Annotated in this window: 14 protein-coding genes; 10 read left to right on the forward strand and 4 right to left on the reverse strand. The window is 30.2% G+C overall.

The features are described 5' to 3' along the window. Positions 1-3 precede the first annotated feature (3 nt). Positions 4-1,098, forward strand: coding sequence for a hypothetical protein (locus BTO16_RS10620; RefSeq protein WP_146105387.1), 1,095 nt, complete (start codon positions 4-6; stop codon positions 1,096-1,098). A 175-nt stretch (positions 1,099-1,273) separates the two neighbouring features. On the opposite strand, the gene BTO16_RS10625 is transcribed toward BTO16_RS10620, so the two are convergent. Beyond that, positions 1,274-2,215, reverse strand: a complete 942-nt coding sequence (locus BTO16_RS10625; protein ID WP_105021665.1) for a DUF4382 domain-containing protein — start codon at positions 2,213-2,215, stop codon at positions 1,274-1,276. Positions 2,216-2,427: 212 nt separating this feature from the next. On the opposite strand from BTO16_RS10625, the gene BTO16_RS10630 reads away from it, so the two are divergent. The 7 genes from BTO16_RS10630 to BTO16_RS10660 all read left to right on the forward strand — a co-directional run bounded on the left by BTO16_RS10630 (position 2,428) and on the right by BTO16_RS10660 (position 13,701). Beyond that, complete coding sequence (locus tag BTO16_RS10630) at positions 2,428-2,931, forward strand: methylated-DNA--[protein]-cysteine S-methyltransferase (protein ID WP_105021666.1); 504 nt, start codon at positions 2,428-2,430, stop codon at positions 2,929-2,931. An 81-nt stretch (positions 2,932-3,012) separates the two neighbouring features. Next, on the forward strand, positions 3,013-6,366 hold the full coding sequence (locus BTO16_RS10635) for a hypothetical protein (RefSeq protein WP_245892100.1): 3,354 nt from the start codon (positions 3,013-3,015) through the stop codon (positions 6,364-6,366). A gap of 63 nt (positions 6,367-6,429) precedes the next feature. Then, positions 6,430-6,819: a hypothetical protein gene (locus BTO16_RS10640; protein ID WP_105021668.1), complete on the forward strand. Its 390-nt coding sequence runs from the start codon at positions 6,430-6,432 to the stop codon at positions 6,817-6,819. A gap of 65 nt (positions 6,820-6,884) precedes the next feature. Then, a complete protein-coding gene (locus tag BTO16_RS10645) occupies positions 6,885-11,204 on the forward strand; it encodes a CusA/CzcA family heavy metal efflux RND transporter (protein WP_105021669.1) in 4,320 nt (1,439 codons plus the stop codon). A 3-nt stretch (positions 11,205-11,207) separates the two neighbouring features. Beyond that, positions 11,208-12,344, forward strand: coding sequence for an efflux RND transporter periplasmic adaptor subunit (locus tag BTO16_RS10650; RefSeq protein WP_105021670.1), 1,137 nt, complete (start codon positions 11,208-11,210; stop codon positions 12,342-12,344). A 195-nt stretch (positions 12,345-12,539) separates the two neighbouring features. Further along, entirely contained in the window at positions 12,540-13,124 is a 585-nt protein-coding gene (locus BTO16_RS10655) for a DUF3575 domain-containing protein (RefSeq protein ID WP_105021671.1), read from the forward strand. A 73-nt stretch (positions 13,125-13,197) separates the two neighbouring features. After that, the gene (locus BTO16_RS10660) at positions 13,198-13,701 is read left to right on the forward strand and encodes a hypothetical protein (protein ID WP_105021672.1); all 504 of its coding nucleotides are present in this window, start codon (positions 13,198-13,200) and stop codon (positions 13,699-13,701) included. A gap of 85 nt (positions 13,702-13,786) precedes the next feature. Here the strand turns inward: BTO16_RS10660 and BTO16_RS10665 are convergent, their stop codons facing one another. Both BTO16_RS10665 and BTO16_RS10670 read right to left on the reverse strand, forming a co-directional pair. Next, the gene (locus BTO16_RS10665) at positions 13,787-15,328 is read right to left on the reverse strand and encodes a glycine--tRNA ligase (RefSeq protein ID WP_105021673.1); all 1,542 of its coding nucleotides are present in this window, start codon (positions 15,326-15,328) and stop codon (positions 13,787-13,789) included. Between the two features lie 45 nt (positions 15,329-15,373). Further along, entirely contained in the window at positions 15,374-15,916 is a 543-nt protein-coding gene (locus BTO16_RS10670; protein ID WP_245892101.1) for a class I SAM-dependent methyltransferase, read from the reverse strand. 71 nt (positions 15,917-15,987) lie between these two features. Between BTO16_RS10670 and BTO16_RS10675 the strand changes: the two genes are divergently transcribed. Then, positions 15,988-16,674, forward strand: coding sequence for a ComF family protein (locus tag BTO16_RS10675; protein WP_105021675.1), 687 nt, complete (start codon positions 15,988-15,990; stop codon positions 16,672-16,674). Positions 16,675-16,728: 54 nt separating this feature from the next. Continuing rightward, entirely contained in the window at positions 16,729-18,345 is a 1,617-nt protein-coding gene (locus tag BTO16_RS10680; protein WP_105021676.1) for an Ig-like domain-containing protein, read from the forward strand. Positions 18,346-18,436: 91 nt separating this feature from the next. Here BTO16_RS10680 and BTO16_RS10685 read toward each other — a convergent pair whose 3' ends face one another. After that, a complete protein-coding gene (locus tag BTO16_RS10685; protein ID WP_105021677.1) occupies positions 18,437-19,585 on the reverse strand; it encodes a cystathionine gamma-synthase in 1,149 nt (382 codons plus the stop codon). Positions 19,586-19,604: the final 19 nt, after the last annotated feature.

A 19,604-nucleotide genomic window follows, 5' to 3' on the forward strand; every position in this document is an offset into this window, starting at 1 on the left:
TTTATGAAAAAATACTGTGTATTTATAATCTTATTTGCATTTTCTAGTACAATTAATTCACAAGAATATAGAAAATATTGGAATGAAGGCAAACTAACTTGGGATGATTTTCAGGCAAAACCAACCAAAAATAATCCAACATATCTTGGATATGTGTTACGATATCAAACGGATAAAAAAGTAGTGGATGACGTTACCTATTTTGGTGTTATTGCAGATGCATATATCGATAAGTCTTTGTCATTTGTTCATCAAAATTTAAAAGATGACTATCATTTAAATTACAATCAAGTAATTTTCAACTTGGTAGAAATTCATAAAAGAAAATTACAAAAACGAATTTACACTATAGATAATATTTTTGATATGAGCCCTTTATTTAGCGACAGCAAAAGTCAGTTAGAAAGAGAGGTTCTTGATTTTCAAGAAGAAGGAAATTACGGAATTCAAAGAGAAGTTACAGATCAATGGCTTTTAAAAACAACAGAAGAATTAGCGGCTTCTAGCTCATTTGAACTACCCGATTTTAGAAAAAGTAATTGGACTTATGGTTTGTATGGTGGTGTAGATTTTGGTTTTTATGGCGATACCTACAGCGAAATTTTTAACAACACAATTGCAATGTCGCTTGGTTTTGAGTTTTCGTATAAAAAAGTATTTATGGGATTAAATATGAGCTTTACGAACAGTAAATTAAATACCGATTTAATGGACGATTCTTTAATGATTCCTGAAGGAGAAAAAAGTACCATCGGACTTTTAAATGGCTATTTCGGATATCCTGTTTATGAAACAAAAAAATTTAGAATTGTACCTTTTGCAGGCTATGGTGTTACCTTTTTTGGAGAAGTAGGAGACCAAGAAAACAAGCAAGAAACTTCGGCAGCAACTTCTATCTTTGGAGTAAACTTTGACTTTAAAAACAAAAAAACCATCAATTTTACGCCCACCTTTTTTGATGTAAGAGAAGAAGGAAACAGTTATTTTGGAGCACGTATTTTTATGAGTAATTCTAATTTTAACCCAAATTTAAAAGGTTACAGTATAAACATTGGTTTGTCTTATGGTATTGAAGGTCGTTTTTTATCAAAAAAATAATTTGATATCATCTAATATAACATCCGTAGTGACTCTAAAAATTGTAGAAAAAGAGGTTCAAAATTTCAATATTTTATAAAAAAATAATTTCTACAGAACTACAAAACTTTTATAATAAAGCAAAAAAACCCGATTTTTAAATCGGGTTTCAATCAAATAAAAGTTGGGGGTTATATTATTTCATCCCTTTTACATTTATCAATAAATTAACGTTAGCGTTTGAGGATACATTTAAACTATTTACATTTAGTCCTAATGTGCTTTCTACGTTTAACATTCCTTTAAACGCTAGCTTGCCATCATTATTAGAATCTTCAAAAGCAGCAAACTTAATTTCATAATCGCCTTCCTTTAAAAAATTTAATTCATAAGTAGTATTTGAAGCTACAATTGCACTTGTAGTTGCATTTGCAAACTGTACATTACTTGCTCCTTGCCCACTCGCTTCCGATTCTGTGTAAACACCTGCTTTATAGGTAAATACTACAATAGTTTCCGCTGTATTATTGCTATCAGAAACAGAACCAGAAACCGTACCAGCTCCTTCATTATTTACCACTCTTACACCTTTAGATAATTCAAAATCAGTTACAAAATCAAAATTACTTTGAATGCTATTCGATGCAATTATTGTTTTTCTTAAATCGAAATCAATAATAATTTCGTTTGCAGTACTTGCTAAAACCTCTACTTTATCAGAAATCTTAATTTCGTTACTAGAAGCTTCTAATTTGTGTTTTAAACCATTTTTTGTTTTAATATAACTTCCAGGAGCATTGCCATTCGCATCCATATCACAATCTAAAATTAAGCTAACACTAGACATTGCACCTACTTTTAAATCTAAATCGCCTAATACTTTTTTTGTTCCATTTTGCAAAGTCATTAAATCAATTGTAGTCGTTGTAAATCCTTGAATAGAGACTCCGTCAACTTTTACATCTGTAATCGTTACAAAAGCGCCACTTACTTCTGCATTGTCAATTGGTGCATCTGTAATAGAAACTTTTGTGTTTCTTGTTTGTGAATCATCTGCCATACTTTCTCCGTTTTCAGAACAAGATGCAAATGATAGTAGTAAAGCTAAAATTCCTGTTTTTAATATTGAATTATTCATAATTATTGATTTTTAAATTGTTATTACTTATTGATTCGTGCTTCTGTTTATTAATGTATTTCGTTTAGCTTTACCCTACCAAATAAATAAATAACTTTTAGAAAAAAAATTTAATAGATTGATTTTAAGCTATTTGAATATTTAAAAAATAAATGTGTTTTACAAAGGATTTACAAGAAATCGAATAGTTTTTATTACTTTTGATGCTGAAAATGCCTTATAATTTGAATTCACATACCACTTATTACAAAACACCTTTAGGAATTGCAAAAATTATTGGCAATGAAAACGGAATTCAGTCTGTTTCTGTTTTAGATGATGACGCAATTTCTGATGAACTACTTAATGCAGAAATCCACAAGTGTTTACAAGAATGCGTTAAACAATTTAAAGAATATTTTAACGGACAAAGGGCTAGTTTTAATTTAACAGTTAACCCTAAAGGAACTAAATTTCAAATAAAAGTATGGCAAGCTTTACTAGACATTCCTTATGGTAAAACCAAAAGTTACTTAGAACAAAGTAAGGCTTTAGGTGATGTAAAAGCGATACGCGCCGTTGCCTCTGCAAATGGTAAAAACCCAATTTGGATTATTATTCCGTGTCACAGAGTTATTGGTTCGGATGGTTCGTTAACAGGATATGCAGGCGGAATTTGGCGTAAAAAATGGTTATTAGCTCATGAAAATCCAGTAAAACAGCAATCTCTTTTTTAAATTAAATCTATTAAAACATAAAAAACATATTTTTACGTTCATTAGGTATTGTTTTATATGTTTCAAAAAAATATTTTCTTTTTGATTTTTCTTATTGGATTTTCTATCCAATCGCAAACAATATCTAAAGATTTTAGAAAAAAAGTTATTGAAGTAAAAACAGATACCATTCAATTAGATTCTGTTCCTATCAATTCTCAAAGATTTAAAATCCTTGATGTTTCAAAAAAAGAGCTTTTTTCTTCGGATTATAAAATAGATTTTAACCAAGCAGTCTTAATTATAAACTCAAAAAAATACTCAAAAATTACCGTAGAATATTTTAGATTACCAGATTTTGTTACAAAAACCTATGCTCCTTTTGATGAAAAACTCATCATAAAAAACACCACTAATAATGGCGTTTTATATAGTTTAACCACTAATAAAAAAGCATCCGAAGTAAAGCTCTTTGAAGGTTTAGAAACCAAAGGTTTTATTACAAGAGGCCTTACTTCTGGCAACAACCAAAATGCAGTTACAAACTCGGCTTTAGATTTAGAAATATCTGGCAAACTTTCTAAGGATGTTACTTTAAGAGCTAATATTTTTGACACTAATATTCCGATTCAAGAAAATGGATATTCGCAAAATATCACAGATTTTGATCGAATTTTTATTGAAATGTTCAGCGATAATTGGCGTGTAAAAGCAGGTGATATTTCACTTAAAAATAACAAGAGTTTCTTTTTACCTTTTACAAAACAAGTTGCTGGTTTAGAGGTTGAAGCAAACATCAACGAAAACTTAAAAGTTGCTGCATCTGGCGCAGTTGTTAGAGGAAAGTTTAATAATTTTAGATTTGTTGGCGTCGAAGGAAATCAAGGGCCGTATAAACTTTTTGGTGCAAATAATGAAGCTGCAATTTTAATTATTGAAGGCAGTGAAAGTGTTTATGTAAACGGAATTCCTTTAAAGCGCGGAGAAAATGGAGACTTTACTGTCAACTATAATTTAGGAGAAATTTCTTTTAATACTATTTTTCCTATTACAAATGATATGAGAATTACGGTAGAATTTCAATATTCGGATAGAAATTACACCCGTTTTATTACTTATGATAAAGTATCTTATGAAAGTGAAAAACTAACTATTGCGGGTTATTTTTATTCGGAAAACGATGCTAAAAATCAGCCAATACAACAAAATTTAACCATAGAACAAAAACAAATTTTAGCAAATGCTGGCAACAATACAGATGCTATGTTTTCTGAAAGTGCTTTTTTAGACACTTATAATGAGAACAAAATTTTGTATAAGAAAGTAACAACAGGAGCTGTAGAAAACTTTGAATATTCCAAAATTGAAACCGATGAATTGTACAGCGTAACTTTTACAAATGTTGGGGCAAATAATGGCGATTATAATTTAGATAGAAGCATCGCTATTGGCAATATTTTTGTTTTTGTTGGGGTAAATCAAGGAGATTACCAACCTATTGTAAATTTAATTGCGCCAACAAAATCGCAATTTTTTATTGTAAAATCAAATTATAATCCAACAGAAAAAACGCGGTTTAATTCAGAAATTGCATTGAGTAATAACGATGCCAATTTATTTTCTAACATAGATGACAATCAAAATAAAGCATTGGCGGCAAAAGTTGGTTGGCAACAAGTTTTAATTGATAAAAAATGGCAGTTAAAAAGTAACATCAATTATGAGTTTGCACACAAAAATTTTAGAACAATTCAGCGTTGGGAAACCGTAGAGTTTAATCGAGATTGGAATATTTTAACCAATACAGCTACAAAAAACTATTTTCAATCCGAAGTACGTTTGCAAAACAAAAAAGATGATTTTGTACTGTATCGCTTTAACAATCTAAATTATACGGATGTTTTTAACGGAACTAAACACGAACTAAAATCGAAATTAAAGTTAAATAATACCGCTGTTTTTGTTGATGGAAGTTTTTTAGAAAACACCTCTACACTAGAAGACAATTCCTTTTTTAGAGCCAGCGCAAAAGCAGAGCAAAGTTTAAAAAAATCTTGGATTGGCGCTTTTGTAAATTTTGAAACGAATAGCAGAAAAAATATTGATACTCAAAATTTTGTAGCTACAAGTCATCGTTTTAAAGAATATGAAGGTTATTTTGGCGTTGGAGATTCTACTAAAATTTTTGCAAAAATCGGGATTAATTACAGAAATAATGACAGCATCAAATTGAATGAATTTACTGAAATTAACAACCGAAAAACGTTTTATATTAACAGTAAACTCATCCAAAATAAAAATACTGATTTAAGTGTGTTTGCAAATTACAGAATCACAAAAAATAACTTTACAGAAGACGAAAAAAACTTGAATTCAAGAATTGTTTTTAATCAGAAATTATTTAATGAATTTATTCTTTTAAGTTCTGTGTATGAAACCTCTTCGGGCAATGTTCCAAGACAAGATTATATGTATGTAAAAACCGAGCCTGGCTTTGGTTATTATACATGGATTGATTACAATAATGACGGCGTGCAAGATTTTAATGAGTTTGAAATTGCACAATTTCAAGACCAAGCCAATTATCTTAGATTGCCAAAACCAAACTTGCGTTTTCTGGCAACACAACGCGCAAAATTTCAGCAAAATGTAACAGTAAACCCAAGAAAATGGTCAAATACAACTGGTTTTAAAAAACTGATTTCTCATTTTTACAATCAGAGTTTTTTATCCGTGGCAAACGAACAAGAAAGAGGAGAAAATTCGTTTCAATTAAATCCTTTTAATTTTGATGAAAACTCGTTAATTGGCTTAAATCTAAGTTTTAGAAACAGTTTGTTTTTCAATAAAGATTTACAAAAAAACAGTGTAACTTTGACCTACGGTGATTCTAAAATAAAACAACAGTATTTTATTGGTAATCAAGAAAATAACATAAAACTTTATCAACTAGAATACGCTCATAAATTTGCAGATTTTTGGTTGATAGACCTTTTGGGTAAAACAGCTATAAACACGTTAGAAACTGAGAATTTTATCAACAGAAATTACGAAATTGATGCAAAAGAAATTCAGCCAAAACTCACTTTTTTATACAATGATAACAACCGATTTTCTGCGTTTTATCACTTTAAAAACAAGCAAAACAAACTGCAAGATTTCGAAGTATTAAAGCAACAAAAATTCGGAGTGGAATATTTTTATATCAGTAAAAAGCAAAATCAGATTTCTGCAAATCTTAATGTGTTTTTAAATGATTTTACAGGAAGTGTAAATACGCCCGTTGCTTATCAAATGTTAGAAGGATTGCAAAATGGAAAAAATTATACCTGGAGTTTATTATTTAATCAGAAACTAAATTCTTTTTTAAACTTAAACCTGAATTACTTAGGCAGAAAAAGCGAAAATTCTAAAACTATCCATATTGGAAGTGTACAATTAAGAGCAAATTTTTAAACGAACCATTTTCTAAGTTGAAATATTTTATTTATATGTAATAAATAATTAAATTTGCAGTGAATGACTAAATTAATAACAATACTATTATCAAATTTGATTCTACTTCAGAGTCTAAATATTGATGTTGCATCATTTACTAAACTAAATGTATTGTTAGAACACGCGCAGTATCATCAAGAAAAGTATGGTGATAGTTTTTTTGAATTTTTATATGAACATTATGGAGATCAAGATCTTGTAGCTAAAAAAAATCATAAAGAACATAAAGACTTACCTTTTAAGCAGCACACGCACAATTGCACGCACCACATTACAGATTTTAGCTTCAATAATTTACTTTTTGAAATAAGCAATAATATTGTTTTAGAAGCTAAACCCAATTATTCTTACAAAGAATCACTTTCATTTTTCGAAAAACCTTCTATTTTTCAGCCACCCAAACATGCCTAAATTATTTTAGATTTTAACCCTATTTTTAAATAGGCTTTTATTATTTCTTAAATTATTTATGGATTATGTTAGAAAACATTATAAAATTCAGCTTAAAAAATAAGCTGCTTATTTTCATTTTTACAGCATTTATTATTGGTTTTGGTATTTTCTCATTAACCCAAATACCTATTGGCGCTGTGCCAGATATTACCAATAACCAAGTGCAAGTAATTACTACATCGCGTAACTTATCTACACAAGATATTGAACAATTTATAACCTACCCAGTTGAGCTAGAAATGGCTAATTTACCGGGTGTAGAAGAAATTAGATCAATTTCAAAATTTGGATTATCGGTAGTAACTATTGTTTTTGATGACGATATGGGCACTTATCTACCAAGACAATTAATTGCAGAAAAAATTAAATCGGCTTCCGAAAAAATACCTCAAGGTTTTGGCACACCAACAATGGGACCAATAACAACCGGTTTGGGCGAAATTTACCAATATATTTTAGATGTAAAACCAGGTTACGAAGATAGATATTCAACTACCGAGCTGCGTACCATTCAAGATTGGGTTGTTAAACGTCAACTATCCGGCATTCCTGGAGTTGTAGAAGTGAATACTTGGGGCGGACTTTTAAAGCAATATGAAGTTGCTATAAACCCGAATAAACTAAATGCCATGCAAATTTCTGTAGTCGAAATTTATGATGCTTTAGAAAAAAACAACAGTGTTGCAGGTGGCGGTTATATTGAAAAAACGAACGAAACATTTTTTATTCGTGGCGAAGGTTTGATAAAAAGTTTAGATGATATTGGCAATATTGTGGTTAAAAATGAAGGCGTACCTATTTACGTTAAAGATGTTGCTAAAATTGGTTTTGGAAGCGCTACACGTTTTGGCGCCATCACAGGAAATGGTGAAGGTGAAAAAGTGCTTGGCCAAATTATGATGCTGAAAGATGGAAATTCTAAAGCAATTATTGACGCTGTAAAAGAACGCGTTACCGAAATACAAAGTAGTTTACCCGAAGGCGTTTATATAAACGGATTTTTAGAAAGAAGTGAACTGATTGATAAAACTACATTTACAGTATCAGAAAACCTGATTTTAGGCTCATTAATTGTAATATTTGTGGTCGTTTTATTATTAGGAAATCTACGTTCTGGTTTAGTTGTAGCTTCTGTAATTCCTTTAAGTTTATTATTTGCAATTTCACTGATGAATGTGTTTGGTGTTGATGCCAATTTAATGAGTTTGGGCGCCATCGATTTCGGAATTATCATTGACGGTGCTGTAATTATTGTCGAGTTTATTGCCTTTAAGATAATTAGCGAAAGTGACAAACTAAAATCGCTATCGACAGAAGTAAAACAGAAAGAAATTGATGCAATTACACTTAAAAGCGCCTCAAAAATGATGAATTCTGCCATTTTTGGACAATTAATCATTTTAATTGTTTTCATTCCTATTTTATCTTTAAGTGGCGTAGAAGGTAAAATGTTTAGACCTATGGCACTTACTTTTAGCTTTGCCTTAATTGGTGCAATGTTGTTGTGTTTAACGTACGTTCCGGTTGTGTCTTCACTCTTTTTAAAACCTCAAAAACAAAGCGAAAAGAACATTTCTGTTCGGCTAATGAAAGCTTTAAACTCTTGGTACAGTCCATCAATTAATTGGGCATTGCAGCACAAAAAAATCGTGATCGGCTTTGCAATATTCTTATTAGCATCTAGCGTGTTTCTATTTAGTAGAATGGGCGGCGAATTTGTGCCTACGCTAGATGAAGGTGATTTTGTGATTCAACCTGTATTAAAAACAGGAACATCACTTGGTAAAACCATAGAAATTACCACTAAAATTGAACAAATTCTTTTAGATAATTTTCCAGAAGTTGATCAAGTAGTTAGTAGAATTGGTGCTGCAGAAGTTCCTACAGACCCAATGTCTATGGAAGAAAGCGATGTTATTATCAAATTAAAACCAAAAGACGAGTGGGTTTCTGCAGAAAGTAAAGACGAATTAGCAGATAAATTTAAAGAAGCCTTATCAATAATACCTGGTATGGAAGTAGAGTTTACGCAACCAATAGAAATGCGTTTTAACGAGTTAATTACAGGTGTTAGAGCAGATGTTGCCATTAAAATTTTTGGTGATGATTTATCTGTTTTAGCTAGCAAAGCAAACGAAGTAAAAGAGCTTATTAAAAATATTGAAGGTGCCTCTGACATTATTATAGAAAAAGTAGAAGGTTTGCCACAAATGAGCGTAACCTTTAACCGAAGTAAAATTGCACGCTATGGTTTAAATATTGCGGATGTAAATGAGATAATTACCATGGGATTTGCCGGCAGTACAGTTGGCAACGTCTTTGAAGGTGAAAAACGTTTCGATTTAGTAATTCGTTTAGATGAAAACAATAGAAAAAATCTAGAAAGCCTGCAACATTTATATATTGATACTCCAAACGGAACTAAAGTTCCGCTTAGCGAATTAGCAGAAATTAAATATACAACAGGTCCTGCCAAAATTTCAAGAGACGATACAAAACGTAGAATTGTAATTGGCGTAAACGTTAGAAATAGAGATTTACAATCGGTGGTTAATGATGTAAGAGCTATTGTTGATCGTAAACTAAAATTACCAGTTGGCTACAAAGTAACCTATGGAGGCCAATTTGAAAACCTACAAAGTGCAAAAGCACGATTAATGGTAGCTGTTCCTGTTGCTTTAGCTTTAATTTTTCTGCTTTTATACTTTGCATTTGGTTCTGTAAAAGAGGCTTTACTAGTCTATTCTGCCATTCCTCTTTCTGCAGTTGGTGGTGTTTTATTACTTTGGATTCGAGACTTGCCTTTTAGCATTTCTGCCGGTGTTGGTTTTATTGCACTTTTTGGAATTGCGGTTCTTAACGGAATTGTTTTAATTGAACATTTTAAAGAACTTAAAGCAGAAGGTGTAGAAGATATTGAAGAACGCATAAAAAGAGGAACAAAAGAACGTTTACGACCTGTTTTGTTAACGGCTGCTGCCGCTGCATTAGGTTTTTTACCAATGGCAATTTCTACAAATGCAGGTGCCGAAGTACAACGCCCATTAGCAACAGTGGTTGTTGGTGGTTTGGTAACTGCAACCATTTTAACATTAATTGTTTTACCCGTTTTATATGCGTGGTTCGAGGAAAAAAAAGCTATTAAAATGAATAAAAATGCTGTTTTAACTATTCTTGGTTTCTTTTTTATCCTAAGTAATTCTGCACAAAGCAAACTAACTTTAGACGAAACTTTAGCGTTAGCTATTAAAAATAATGCGAGTTTAAAAGCTTCTAATCTAAAAGTAGCAGAAAGTAATGCACTTGTTGGAAACGCATTTAATTTTGATAAAACTGCTGTTTATTATAGTTACGACGAAAATAACTTGGCTATAAATAATCAACCTTTAAAAGTTTTTGGGATAGCCCAAGATTTTAAATTTCCGACAGTTTATTTTGCTGATAAAAAAGTGCAGGAAGCAAAAGTAAGTATCGAGGAAACTCATTATAATATTCAGTTTTTACAAATTAAAAAGGCTGTCTACAGTAAGTATTATCAGCTTAGTTATGCAAAAAATAAAGTTAAAACTTATCGTTTTTTAGATAGTTTATATGCTGATTTTGCTAAAAAAGCGAAACGGAAATTTGAATTAGGTGAAACTAATTATTTAGAAATGATTACTGCCAAATCAAAACAAAAGCAACTTGAAACAGCCTATAATCAAGCATTGCAAGAGGTTGTTTTTTCATCGGAACAATTAAAAGCAGTAGTACAAATAGATTCTTTACATATTATAGACCAACCGCTTCAAAAGTTAAAAATTGAAACTATTGCTACGCCAGACAATTTAGGTTTGCGCTATTTTGAAGATGTAAAAAACTATCAACAGGCTTTGACTAAAAAAGAGAAACAAAATTTATTGCCAGATATTAGTTTAGAGTATTTTCAAGGAACGAATAGCCAACTAAATAGAAATATACAAGGGTATCAATTGGGTTTAAAAATTCCGTTATTATTTTCTGGTAATAGTTCAAAAATTAAAGCTTCAAAGATTGCTCAAGAAATTGTTTCTGAACAAAAGCAAGATTACAAAACAAAGTTAGAAACCCAATACAATGCGCTTTTAGCAACCTTAAAACAATATCAACAGGCTGTAAGTTATTATGAAAATGAAGGAGAAATCCTTAAAGATGAAATAATAAAAACTGCCAACCTTACATATAAAGAAGGAGAAATAGACTTTTTTCAATACATCCAAAGTTTAGAAACTGCAAAAGATATTGAAATTTCTTATTTAGAAAATCTAAATGCGCACAACCAAACTGTAATTAACATTAATCATCTTATTTTAAATACTTTTTAAAAAATGAAAAACTTATATATAATGCTATTTTCATTCGCTTTTTTAGCGTGTGGAAATCAAGAAAAAAATACGAATACCAAGACAGAAACTACCGTTGACAAAAGTGAAATTACTATTACAAAAGCACAGTTTGAAAGCGAAAAAATGGAAATAGGCCAAATTTCTGAACAAGCTTTTAACACGGTAATAAAAACAAACGGAATGATAGACGTTCCGCCAGAAAACAAAGCGAGTGTTAGTACTTTTGTTGGTGGATATGTAAGTAAAATTCCGCTTTTAATTGGTGATAAAGTAGTAAAAGGTCAGTTAATAGCTAGTTTAACGAATATTGAATTTGTAGAAATGCAACAACAATATTTAGAAATTTCGGAACAACTTGCGTATTTAAAAAATGAATATATCAGACAAAAAACGTTATTTGACGAACAAATTACATCTCAAAAAAACTACTTAAGAGCAGAAAGTGCATACAAAAGTAATTTAGCTACTTATAATGGTTTACGTCAAAAATTACAAATGCTAAATATTAATCCTACTGCTGTTGATCGCGGACAAATTACATCAACCATAAATATTTACGCACCAATAAGTGGTTATATTACAAAGGTAAATGTTAGTAACGGTTCGTTTGTATCTTCTGCAAGTGAGCTGTTAGAAATTGTGAATACCAATCATATTCATCTTGAACTATCTGTTTTTGAAAAAGATATTTTAAAGGTTAAAAAGGAACAAAAAATACTTTTTAAAGTTTCTGAAACATCCAATAAAATGTATGATGCAGAAGTGTATTTGGTGGGCACATCTATCAATAATGATAGAACTATTAAAGTTCATGGTCATATACATGAAGAAGAAAAAATGAAATTTATTACAGGAATGTTTGTAGAAGCAGATATCATTTGCGATTCTAAAAAAGAAATCTCGCTTCCAAAAAGTGCTATTATTCAGGATGAAAACAACTATTTTGCTTTAATTTTAGCGGATGAAAAGGAAAATAAGTATCAATTTAAAAAGGTTAAATTAACTATTGGCTTGCAGGATGAAAACTATGTTCAAGTAAAAAATTATGAGGTACTAGAAAACAAAAAAGTTCTTACCAAAGGTGTTTTTATGCTGTTGAATAATTTTTCTGAAGAATAAAAAACCTATTTTAAACTAGATTCATTATATAATAAAAAATTAGATTCATTTTTTTAAACATAATTAGCAACCAATTAAGTAAAAAAAAGATAATTAAACAATTCGAGCAAAAAAAACACAATTAAAAGACCTTTTTTTATTTTCTTGGAATGCTTTTTGTATACTTTTGTTTAATTAAATCTAAAATAATAAACTATGAAAAAAATTGCTTTACTACTTTTTTTATTTACAACTACAATATCATTTGCTCAAGAAAGAGCAGAACAATATCCGCAGGATATTAACAAAAAACATGAATTAAAATTAAATGCATTTAGCTTAATTGTATTTTCTTCTTTGGATGTTTCTTACGAATATTTATTAAACAAAGATTCTTCTTTTGGGGTAAGTGTTTTCTATAATTTTAACGACATAAATAATGAGTTATATTATCCAAAAAAGTTTTCTTTAACACCTTATTATAGATGGTTTTTTACTGAAAAAACGTTAGCAAGAGGTTTCTTTGTAGAAGGTTTTGGAATGCTAAACACGTATGAAGATATAAATTATGGTTATTATGACAATAATGGAAATTATATAAATAACAACAAAGCAATAAGTGAAACAGATTTTGCTTTAGGTGTTTCTGTTGGTGGTAAATTTACTATAAAATCTGGCTTTACTGCAGAAGTATACGCAGGTGTTGGTAGAAATCTTTTTAACAACAATGACAACAATAATAACAATTTTGAAAATAATATAATTACTAGAGGCGGAATTTCTTTAGGATACAGATTTTAAAAAATCCTGCTAAAATTATGTATTTTTGCACCATAATTTTTAAAAAAAACGTTATTAAATAAAAATAATACCCATGAAAAAAACAATCTTAATTATTACATTACTTATTGGTTCTTTTGGCTTTGCACAACAAGAAATAAAATTAGACCTCGCAGATGCTTTAATTGTTAAAAGCTTAGAGTTTTCTTACGAAAAATATTTAACTGATGAATCTTCTATCGGAGTTTCTGCTTTATTCAATTTAGCAAAACAATCAAGCGATTTTAGATACAATGAAAACACTATGATAACGCCTTACTATCGTCATTATTTTACAACAAACTCTCAATGGAATTTATTTGGTGAAGGTTTTTTTGGGATAAATTCTGGCAAGTATGAGGTTACAGATGAAGCTAGTCAAGAAATAAGCTATGAAAAATATACAGACGGTGCTTTAGGTGTTGCTGTTGGTACAAAATACATTGCAACTGGTGGTTTAACTATTGATTTATATGGCGGAATTGGTCGTAATTTATTTGGCACAAATTCTCCTGTCTTAGTGCCAAGAGTTGGTTTAAATATTGGTTGGAGATTCTAAACACTCACTTTAAACTTTACTAAAAAACAAAAATCCGCTAGAAATAATTTCTAACGGATTTTTTTATGCTTTAAGAACAATGTTTCTACATCTTTTGCAACCAAGTTTTAACTGCAACTGCTTCTTTAATTATTCCTTTTAAATCTGCTATTGCAACCCGTTTTTGTTCCATAGAATCTCTATATCTAATTGTTACCGTATTATCTACTAATGTATCATGATCTACCGTAATACAAAATGGCGTTCCGTTTGCATCTTGTCTTCTATAACGTTTACCAACAGCGTCTTTTTCATCATAAAAAACATTAAAATCCCATTTTAAATCTTCCATAATTTCACGGGCAACTTCTGGCAAGCCGTCCTTTTTAACCAAAGGTAAAATTGCTGCTTTAAAAGGTGCTAAAACTGATGGTAATTTTAAAACAGTTCTTGTTGTTCCGTTTTCTAAATCTTCTTCTACCAAAGAATTAGAGAAAATAGCTAAGAACATTCTATCTAAACCAATAGAAGTTTCTACTACATACGGCGTATAACTTTTATTTTCTTCATGATCGAAATACTGTAATTTCTTACCAGAATGTTCTTCATGTGCCTTTAAATCGAAATCTGTACGTGAATGAATTCCTTCTAATTCTTTAAATCCGAAAGGAAAGTTAAACTCTATATCTGCTGCTGCGTCTGCATAATGTGCTAATTTATCATGGTCATGAAAACGATAATTTTCTGCACCCATACCTAAACTTAAATGCCATTTTAAACGCGTTTCTTTCCAATGATCATACCATTCTTTTTGAGTGCCTGGTTTTACAAAAAATTGCATTTCCATTTGTTCAAATTCGCGCATTCTAAAAATAAATTGTCTTGCAACAATCTCATTTCTAAAGGCTTTACCTGTTTGCGCAATTCCGAAAGGAATTTTCATTCGTCCAGATTTCTGAACATTTAAAAAGTTTACAAAAATACCTTGCGCCGTTTCTGGTCTTAAATAAACTTGTGTAGAATTTTCTGCGGATGCCCCAATTTGAGTTCCAAACATTAAATTAAATTGCTTAACCTCTGTCCAATTTCTAGAACCCGTTAAAGGATCTGCAATTTCTAACTCTTCAATCAACAATTTTACATCCGCTAAATCTTCGTTACTTAAAGACGAACCCATTCTTGCTAAAATGGTAGTTATTTGTTCTTGATAACCAACAACTCTTGCATTTGTAGCTAAAAACTCTTCTTTATTAAAAGCATCGCCAAAACGTTTTGCAGCTTTGTCTACTTCCTTATTTATTTTACCTTCAATTTTAGCGCAATAATCTTCGATTAAAACGTCTGCTCTATATCGTTTTTTTGAGTCTTTATTATCAATTAAAGGATCGTTAAAAGCATCAACATGTCCAGAAGCTTTCCAGGTTGTTGGATGCATTAAAATTGCAGCGTCAATACCCACAATGTTTTCATGCATTTGTACCATTGCTTTCCACCAATAATCTCTAATATTTTTCTTTAACTCAACTCCATTTTGAGCATAGTCGTAAACCGCACTTAATCCGTCATATATTTCGGATGATTGAAATACATAACCGTATTCTTTTGCGTGCGATAAAACTTTTTTAAAGTGATCTTCTTGTTTTGCCATAATGGTCGCAAAGATACACGTTTAGAGAAATTTTTCAAGAAAAATCTAAACGACTTTTTTACAGCGATAAATAAATGCTGGCGGCATATTTAAAGGCTCAAACTCTAAGGATATAGATTCTTTAAACACATTTTTTAATTTTTTAAAATAGCTTAGGCTATATTGATACTGAATAAAACTGCCATTTTCTTCTAAAACTTCAAAAGATTTTTCTAATATTTGATTAGAAACTTGATCTGGAATAATGGTAAGTGGTAAGCTAGAAATAATATAATTTACTTTATAGATGTTTAGTTTCTCTAATTCGCCAACAATTTTTTCTGCGGATGCTTTTAAAACAATTAATTGTGGATTTTGTAATTCTTGCAATTGCTGATAAAAATTATCATTAATTTCAAAACAAATTAAGGTTGCGTTTGGTGATAAGTTTTCTAAAATATATTTAGTAATTGCTCCATTTCCTGGGCCCAATTCTACAATAACATCTGCTTTAGAGAAATTAATTTCTCGCAACATTCTTTTTGATAAAAACCTTGAACTGGGAGTAATAGTGCCTAATGTGTTGATGTTTTTTAGGGCTTCTTTCAAAAAATTTATTCTGCTAGACACTTGTTATTTCTTATTAATTAAGTATATTTCTAAAAAATTGTTGTGTAAAGATGAGACTTTTAAAAGACTTATTCCATCTTTTTTATCCTAAATTATGTGTTGTTTGCGAAGATAACTTAGTAGAAAACGAAACTACTATTTGTACACTTTGCAGACACGATTTGCCTTTAACTAATTTTACAGATTACAAAGAAAATAAAGTTACCCAAACATTTTATGGCAGAATACTTATAGAAAAAGCATTTTCTTTACTTTTTTACAGAAAAAAAGGAAGCACTCAAAAATTAATTCACGACTTAAAATACAAAGGAAATGAAGAAATTGGCGTTTTCTTTGGTGATTGGCTAGGTGAAATTCTAAAAGAAAATAACGAATTTGCAACTATTGATTATATCATTCCTGTGCCCTTACATCCAAAAAAACTAAGAGAAAGAGGGTATAACCAAGTTACAAGGTTTGGTAAAACACTAAGTAAGCATTTAGAAATTGAGTATTTAGAAAATTATTTAATCAGGATTTCATCAACCAAAACCCAAACTTTTAAAGCACGTTTTGAACGTTTTAATAATATTGAAACAAAATTTCTTTTAACAAATCCTTCTTTTTTTGATCATAAAAACATTTTATTAATTGATGATGTTATTACAACTGGTGCAACTTTAGAGGCCTGTGCAAAAGAATTTCTAAAATCTAAAAACTGTACCATAAATATTTTAACCATGGGCTATACAGAGTAACTTTTATGATTTTATATTCAAAAATTATCGTTAATTTGTATCAAATTTAATTTTGTGAAAATAGTTTATCGATTTCTTTTATTAACCCTCTTACTACTCTTTGCTGCCAATTGCGCAAGAACAGGTAGACCAGAAGGTGGCCCAAAGGATGAAAAAGCACCTTTATTTGTAACTTCTATTCCGCCTTACGAAACTGTAAAATTCAATAAAAAAGAAATTAAAATCAACTTTAATGAATACATCGTCTTAAAAGATTTAAACAGCCAATTGGTAATTTCCCCGCCAATGAAAAATCCTCCGTTAATTTCTCCGCAGGGTTCATCCAGCGAATATATAAAAATTCAGATTTTAGATACTTTACAAACAAATACAACCTATATTTTTAATTTTGGAAACGCAGTTCAAGACAATAATGAAGGTAATAAATTAGAGAATTTTAAATATGTTTTTTCAACAGGAACGTATATCGATTCTTTAACAACGTCTGGCAGTATTAAAGATGCTAAGCTTATTGAAGCTCCTAAAAATATTAATATTCTATTGTATCGATTAGACAGTTCTTTTACGGATTCTATTATTTATAAGAAAAAACCTAATTATATTACAAGCACCTTAGATACTACTATTTTTAAGTTTACGAATCTTAGAAAAGGGAACTATTTAATGTTGGCTTTGCAAGAGTCTGTTAATGATTATATCTTTAATCCGGTAACAGAAAAAATTGGTTTTAGCACAGATACCATCCAATTTCCAAGAGATAGTGTCGTTAAAAAACCGATTATTTTATTTAAAGAAGAACAACCTTATCAATTTAAAAGAGCCAAAGAAGTTAGTAAAGGAAAAATAGAATTTGGTTTTGAAGGCGCTGCAAAAAACATGCAAATAAAAGTACTTTCTAAAGTTCCTGATAATTTTAAAAGTTTCTCAAAATTTGAAGTAGAAAAAGACACGTTAAACTTTTGGTTTACTCCTTTTGAAGCAGATTCTTTAAATTTTGCAGTTTCAAACAATAATTTTTTAGACACTTTGACGGTAAGATTGCGAAAAAATAAAATTGATTCTTTAGTTATAAACTCATCCGTAAGTAATGTTTTACATTTTAGAGACACCTTATTTTTAAAGAGCAACAACCCAATTATAAAGATTGATACAAGTAAAATAAGCCTTTTTGATAAAGATACCATCGCTGTAAAATATAAGGCATTTCTTTCTGAAAAGGAAAATAAAATAGCGTTTATTTTTGATAAGAAACCCGTAGAAAAATATATTTTTACTGCTTTACCAGATGCCTTTAATGATGTGTATTTGGTTAAAAATGACACCTTAAGATATCGTTTCTCTACCAAAGAGAAAGAAGATTATGGCAGAATCACTATGAATGTTACTAATGTAAATTCTAAAAATTTAATTATTGAATTGCTCACAGGAACTAAGAAATTTGAAGTTGTACAACGCAACTTTATATCCACGTCTCAGTCTATTATTTTTGATTTACTAGAGCCCAAAAAGTATACTATTAGAGTTATTATTGATGAAAATAAAAACAACAAATGGGATACTGGTAATTATCTAAAAAGGCAACTTCCCGAAATTATTCTGTATCATAAAGAAATCAATAATGCAGATTTAAGAGCCAATTATTTTCTAGAGGAAAATTTTATTGTGGAGTAAAAATTATTAAAAAAACCTGAAAGAATTTAAAACTTTCAGATTTTTTTTGGTTAAAAGTTTTCGACTGTGATAAAACTTAAATCATGTTTTTTTATTGATTTAACGCATATTCTAAATCTGCCAATAAATCTTCTTCATCCTCTATACCAACACTTAAACGTATTAAAGAATCTGTAATTCCTATTTTTAATCTTTCTGGCTCCGGAATTGATCCATGTGTCATCGTTGTTGGATGGCTCACTAAACTTTCTACGCCGCCTAAAGATTCTGCCAACGTAAATATCTTTGTACTTTCTAAGAACTTAAAAGCCGCTTCTTTGCTATCATCTTTTAATTTAAAAGAAACCATACCTCCAAAATCTTTCATTTGTTTTTTAGCAACTAAATGATTTGGATGATTTTCAAAACCAGGATAATAAACCATTCCTACTTCTGGATGATTCTTTAAAAAATTAGCAACTACTTTACCATTTTCACAATGTCTTTGCATTCTAATATGCAATGTTTTAATGCCTCTTAAAGCCAAAAAAGAGTCCATTGGTCCTGCAATTGCACCAGCTGCAAACTGAATAAAATGTATGTCTTCTGCTAATTTTGCATCCTTAACAATTAAAGCACCCATTACCAAGTCTGAGTGACCTCCTAAATATTTTGTTGCAGAATGCATTACAATATCTGCTCCTAAATCTAAAGGTCGCTGTAAATAAGGCGTTGCAAACGTATTGTCTACTGCAATTAAAATATCAGAATTTGTACCTTTTACCACGGATGAAATCGCTGCAATATCTGCAATTTTCATTAACGGATTTGTAGGTGTTTCTATCCAAACTAATTTTGTTTTCTCTGTAATTACAGCGCCAACATTCGCTGCAACATTCATATCTACATAACAAAATTCTATGCCATATTTCATAAATAATCTTGTAAACATTCTGTAGGTTCCGCCGTATAAATCATCACCAGCAATTACCTCATCACCAGGACTTAATGTGCGTAAAATGCAATCTATTGCCGCCAATCCAGATGAAAAAGCAAAACCATGCGTGCCATTTTCTAAAGCTGCAAAACTATCTTCTAAAGCTGTTCTTGTAGGGTTTGCACCTCTAGAATATGCATATCCTTTATGAACTCCAGGACTCGATTGTGCATACGTAGATGTTTGAAAAATCGGTGGCATTACAGCACCTGTAGCTTCTTCGTGTTTTTGACCTCCGTGAATCGTTTTAGTGTTAAATTTCATTTTTTTATTTTTACGAATT

Origin of the sequence: Polaribacter glomeratus (assembly GCF_002954665.1) — a bacterium.
In the GTDB taxonomy this organism is placed as follows: Bacteria; Bacteroidota; Bacteroidia; order Flavobacteriales; family Flavobacteriaceae; genus Polaribacter; species Polaribacter glomeratus.